A 4,370-nucleotide genomic window follows, 5' to 3' on the forward strand; every position below is an offset into this window, starting at 1 on the left:
CCCGGTCACACCGTCCGAACCGTGCCCCCGTCGATCACCACCTCGGCCCCGACGATCCCCGACGCGCGGTCGGAGACGAGGAAGCCGACGAGGTCGGCGACCTCTTCCGTCTCGGCGAAACGCCCGAGGGGTACGCCGCCGAGCGAGTCCATGACGTGGTGGAGCGCGGCATTCACGCTGATCCCGTTGGCCTCGGCGATGCGCTCGTAGAAGCCCTGAGTCCCCTCGGTGCGGATGCCGCCGGGGCTGACCGCGTTCACGCGGACGCCCTTCGGCGCGAGCTCGGTCGCCAAGCCCTTGCTGTAAGTGCGGAGCGCGGCCTTGGCCGCCGCGTACGGGAGGGTCGACTCCCACTGGGGCATCTGACGCTGGATCGACGTGACGTGCACCACGACTCCCGACCCCTTCGCGATCATGCCGGGGATGAGGGCGCGGTCCAGCCGAACCGCACCGAGGAAATTCAGCTGCAGCTCGGCGATCCACTGGTCCTCGGGGACGGCCGCGAAGCCTCCCGCCGGGGTGGAGGAGCCGCCGACGACGTGCACGAGGATGTCGATGCCGCCGGCCTTCTGCATCTCGGCGGCGACGTGATCGGTGCCCGCCGTGGTGGAGGTGTCGGCCGCGATGAAGCGGTCCGGGTGTGGGTACCCGTCGGGCATCGAACGGGCCGACACCCACACGTCCGCCCCGAGTTCACGGAGCCGCTCGACGACGGCCTTGCCCGCCCCCTTCGTTCCCCCGGTCACCAGCGTGCGGCGGCCGTCCAGGCGGTCGCGATCCATGTTCGGCATGCGCCTCTTCTCTCGTTCTATGGCGTCCGTGCGGCGGGGACGTCAAATGCTGTCCTGCAGGACGCTAGCACGAATACTGTCGTACAGGACGGGAACGGGGGCGAGGGTCAGGTGTCGAGAGGGCGGAGGCCGCGTTCCAGCATGCGCTCGCCGGAGGCGATGGCATCCTTCACGAATCTCGTCGTCAGGTCGGTGTAGGCCTGAACGTCTTCTTCCGGCCACCCGTCGAGGACCTCGGCGATCATCCGGTCGCCGAGCGCGTACACGCCGTGGGCGGCGACTTCGCCGTCCGCGGTGAGGGCGATGAGCGTCGCCCGGCCGTCCGACGGGTCGGTCGTCCGCTCCACCCACCCGTTCGCTTCGAGTCGGCGGACGATCTTGCTGACGTAGGACGCGCCGGTGCCCAGCGCGTCGGCGAGGGCGGACGGGCGCATCGGGCCCCAGGCGAGCAGGTGCCGAAGCGTGGCGTGCGCCGGCTGATCGATGGCCTCGCCGCTCTTGGCGAGGATCTCGCCCTGGAAGCGGGGGGATTCCCACAACAGGATCAGCGCGCTGAGGTTGGCCAGCAGCTCGGAGCGGTACGGGAAGTCGCTCGCGCGCCGCGGGCGCGACGCGTCGAGGTCTGCATCAGTGCCCATGGGTCGATGGTACCGAGGGGCTGCTGTCGCGGAGGACACCATCGGGAATATGTCCTCGAGGACAGGAGTTCGTCTTAGTGTCCTGTAAGACAGTTTCATCGAAAGGCAAGACCATGAGCACCACGCTGCAAGAGACCGAACTCCCCGCCGCCGCCCGGGGCTTCGTCGACGGATGGCAAGGAGGGGATGCCGACAAGGTCGCCGAACTGTTCGTCGCTGACGCCCTCGTCTCCGACCAGGGCGAGACCTTCCGAGGTCTCGTTGAGATCCGCGGGTGGATCGACGGGGCCATCCACCTCTTCACGACTACGCTGACCTTTCTCGGCGCGCGTGAGGTCGACGGGTTGGTTGGAGCGTCCTACCGTCTCGAGGGTGACTTCCCGGGCGCCGTGGCAGAGCTGGAATACCAGTTCCACCTCGCCGAGGACGGGAGGATCCAGCGGCTCGACTTCGCTCCGCCGGCGTCCTGAGGGGGCGAAAGGGCCCCGTGCGAACGAACCGCGCGGGGCCCTTGGCATCCGGAACCTCAGCCCTGAAGGAACGGGTAATCCGTGTACCCACGCTCATCGGGGCCGTAGACCGAGGCCTGGTCGACCTCGTTCTCCTCCGCGCCCTGCTCCCAACGGGTCACCAGGTCGGGGTTGGCGATGGCGGGGCGGCCGACGGCGACCAGGTCGGCGATGTCGTTCTCGACGGCCGAGACGGCCTCGTCGCGCGTGGTCATGCTCGAGAAGCCCGAGTTGACGATGAACGTGCCGCCGAAGGCGCGGCGCAGGTCCTGGATGAGGTCGCTCGCGGGGTCGGCGTGCAGCACGCTCAGGTACGCCAGGCCCAGGGGCGCGAGGCCGGCGATGAGGGCCTCGTAGGTGGCGCGGGTTTCGGCGTCGTCCTTCTCCCACACGTCCTGGATGTTGTGGGCGGGCGAGATGCGGATGCCGACACGGTCGGCGCCCACCTCGGCGACGACGGCGCGGGCGACCTCGATGACGAAGCGCGCACGGGCCTCGGGCGAACCGCCGTAACCATCGGTGCGCTGGTTCGACGCGGGCGAGAGGAACTCGTGCAGCAGGTACCCGTTGGCGCTGTGCAGCTCGACGCCGTCGATGCCGGCATCCACCGCCCGTCGAGCGGCCTTGACGAACTCGTCGCGGACCGTGGCCAGCTCGTCGGTCTCGAGGGCGTGGGGAACGGGGTAGGCGACCTTCGAGCCGTCGGCGAGGCGCGTATCACCCTCGATCGCGATCGCCGAGGGGGCGACGATGCGGTCGGTTCCGGTGATGTCGGTGTGGGTGACGCGTCCGCCGTTCATGAGCTGCATGAAGACGACACCGCCCTCGGCGTGCACCGCGTCGGCGACCTTCGCCCACCCGGCGGCCTGCGCGTCGGTGACGATGCCGGGCTGACCCGGGTACGCCTTCGACTCGGCGCTGGGGAACACACCCTCGGTGACGAGCAGTCCGATACCCGCGCGCTGCTGGTAGTACTTCGCGACGATGGGGCCGGGAACGCCGTCCTCGCTCGCGCGCAGACGGGTCATCGGAGCGAGCGAGACGCGGTTGCGGACGCCGATGCTTCCGACGGTGGTGGGGGTGAAGAGGCTCACGGGTGTCCTTTCGTGGGGGAACAAGGGCCACGTCACCCAACAGGGGGCGACGGCTGCCTATTCCACCGGGGCGCCCTGCGAGGGCGGGACGGCTTGACGGGGGCGTGCGGCTCAGCGACGATCGCGGCGGGCGAGGGCGGCCGAGAAGATGACCGTCGTCGCGATGCCGACGACCACCACGACGCTGGACAGCGTCGTCAGCCAGGCCGGCGCCGAGCCGAGTGGTTGCCAGCCGGCCACCCCGACGATGATCAGAGCGACGCCGACCAGGCAGAGAACTGCGCCGACGGAGCAGCCGATGCGGAGCGCGGTTCGTGAGAGGGGCGTCATCGGCCCAGCATGACACTCGACTCATGGGCTCCCGGCGGGCCGCTCGCCTGAGAACCCCGGGTGAAAGGCGGCCGCGCGTCACCCTTCGCGCTCGCGCGCACTCGCCGCGCCTTCCGGACGACGCGACACCGCCGCGTCGTCCGGCTCGACCGCGATGGTGGCGACGACGACATCCGCCAGATAGGCGCGCAGGCGGGGAACGTCACGCGTGAGGGTTCGCCACACACGACGGGGGTCGAGGTCGTCGTACTGATGTGCGGCGAAATTCCGCATGTCGACGATCTGCCGCCACGGCTGCCCGTCGAACCGATCGCGTACGGACGCGGGGATCTTGGCGACCGCCTCGCCGATACGGATCAGGCCCATCTCGGCGGCCCACTGCGCCTGGACATCTTCGAGAAAGCGGTCCTCGCCGCCCGCGACGATCTGTGCGATCACCTCGCACACCGCGATGACGCGCGCCGCGGCATCCCGAGCCTTCTGCCGTTCAGCGGTCATATCGGTATAGCTTCGCGCAGGACGCGCTCGCGGAACTCCCCGCGCAGGGAGTCGGATGCCACGACGTCGACGTCGACATGAAGAAGGTCGGTGAGCGCGAGACGCAGGCCGATCTCGTCGAGCAGGCCCGCCTCGGGGGTGAAATCGACGAGCACGTCGACATCGGAGGACGAGCTCGCGTCGCCCCGGGCGACGGACCCGAAGACGCGCGGAGCTGTGGCGTGATGCTCTGTGACGATGCGATGGATTTCGTCACGGTGTCGAAAGAGTCTCTCGTTGAGCGTGCCGACCAGTGCCGTGCGAATCCGATCGAGGACCTCGGGGCTCGGCTGACGACGACCGTTCTCGTACGCCGAGAGGTTGGGCTGCGGCACGCGTGCGGCGCGGGCGAGTTCCGCCTGACTCATGCCCGCCGCCACCCTGCCCGCCCTGATGTTCACGGGGTCAGCGTACCGGAGGGTTATCGGGGGGCGATATGTCCTTCCGCTCGCCCTACGCTGGTGCCCCACC

7 protein-coding genes are annotated in these 4,370 nt (G+C 69.5%); 1 reads left to right on the plus strand and 6 read right to left on the minus strand.

The features are described from left to right. Positions 1-5 precede the first annotated feature (5 nt). Positions 6-791, minus strand: a complete 786-nt coding sequence (locus DBR36_RS00005; protein WP_108316997.1) for an SDR family oxidoreductase — start codon at positions 789-791, stop codon at positions 6-8. A gap of 107 nt (positions 792-898) precedes the next feature. Next, complete coding sequence (locus DBR36_RS00010; RefSeq protein WP_181373412.1) at positions 899-1,429, minus strand: MarR family winged helix-turn-helix transcriptional regulator; 531 nt, start codon at positions 1,427-1,429, stop codon at positions 899-901. 113 nt (positions 1,430-1,542) lie between these two features. On the opposite strand from DBR36_RS00010, the gene DBR36_RS00015 reads away from it, so the two are divergent. Then, on the plus strand, positions 1,543-1,899 hold the full coding sequence (locus DBR36_RS00015) for a nuclear transport factor 2 family protein (RefSeq protein ID WP_108316999.1): 357 nt from the start codon (positions 1,543-1,545) through the stop codon (positions 1,897-1,899). A 56-nt stretch (positions 1,900-1,955) separates the two neighbouring features. On the opposite strand, the gene DBR36_RS00020 is transcribed toward DBR36_RS00015, so the two are convergent. From DBR36_RS00020 to DBR36_RS00035, 4 genes are all read right to left on the minus strand, one after another. Further along, a complete protein-coding gene (locus DBR36_RS00020) occupies positions 1,956-3,032 on the minus strand; it encodes an alkene reductase (RefSeq protein ID WP_108317000.1) in 1,077 nt (358 codons plus the stop codon). A gap of 111 nt (positions 3,033-3,143) precedes the next feature. Continuing rightward, positions 3,144-3,362: a hypothetical protein gene (locus DBR36_RS00025; RefSeq protein ID WP_108317001.1), complete on the minus strand. Its 219-nt coding sequence runs from the start codon at positions 3,360-3,362 to the stop codon at positions 3,144-3,146. 78 nt (positions 3,363-3,440) lie between these two features. Continuing rightward, a complete protein-coding gene (locus DBR36_RS00030) occupies positions 3,441-3,860 on the minus strand; it encodes a DUF86 domain-containing protein (protein WP_108317002.1) in 420 nt (139 codons plus the stop codon). Then, the gene (locus DBR36_RS00035) at positions 3,857-4,300 is read right to left on the minus strand and encodes a helix-turn-helix domain-containing protein (RefSeq protein ID WP_219927594.1); all 444 of its coding nucleotides are present in this window, start codon (positions 4,298-4,300) and stop codon (positions 3,857-3,859) included. The genes DBR36_RS00030 and DBR36_RS00035 overlap by 4 nt, the downstream gene beginning before the upstream one ends. Positions 4,301-4,370: the final 70 nt, after the last annotated feature.

Origin of the sequence: Microbacterium sp. HMWF026 (genome assembly GCF_003061325.1) — a bacterium.
Classification (GTDB): Bacteria; Actinomycetota; Actinomycetes; order Actinomycetales; family Microbacteriaceae; genus Microbacterium; species Microbacterium testaceum_E.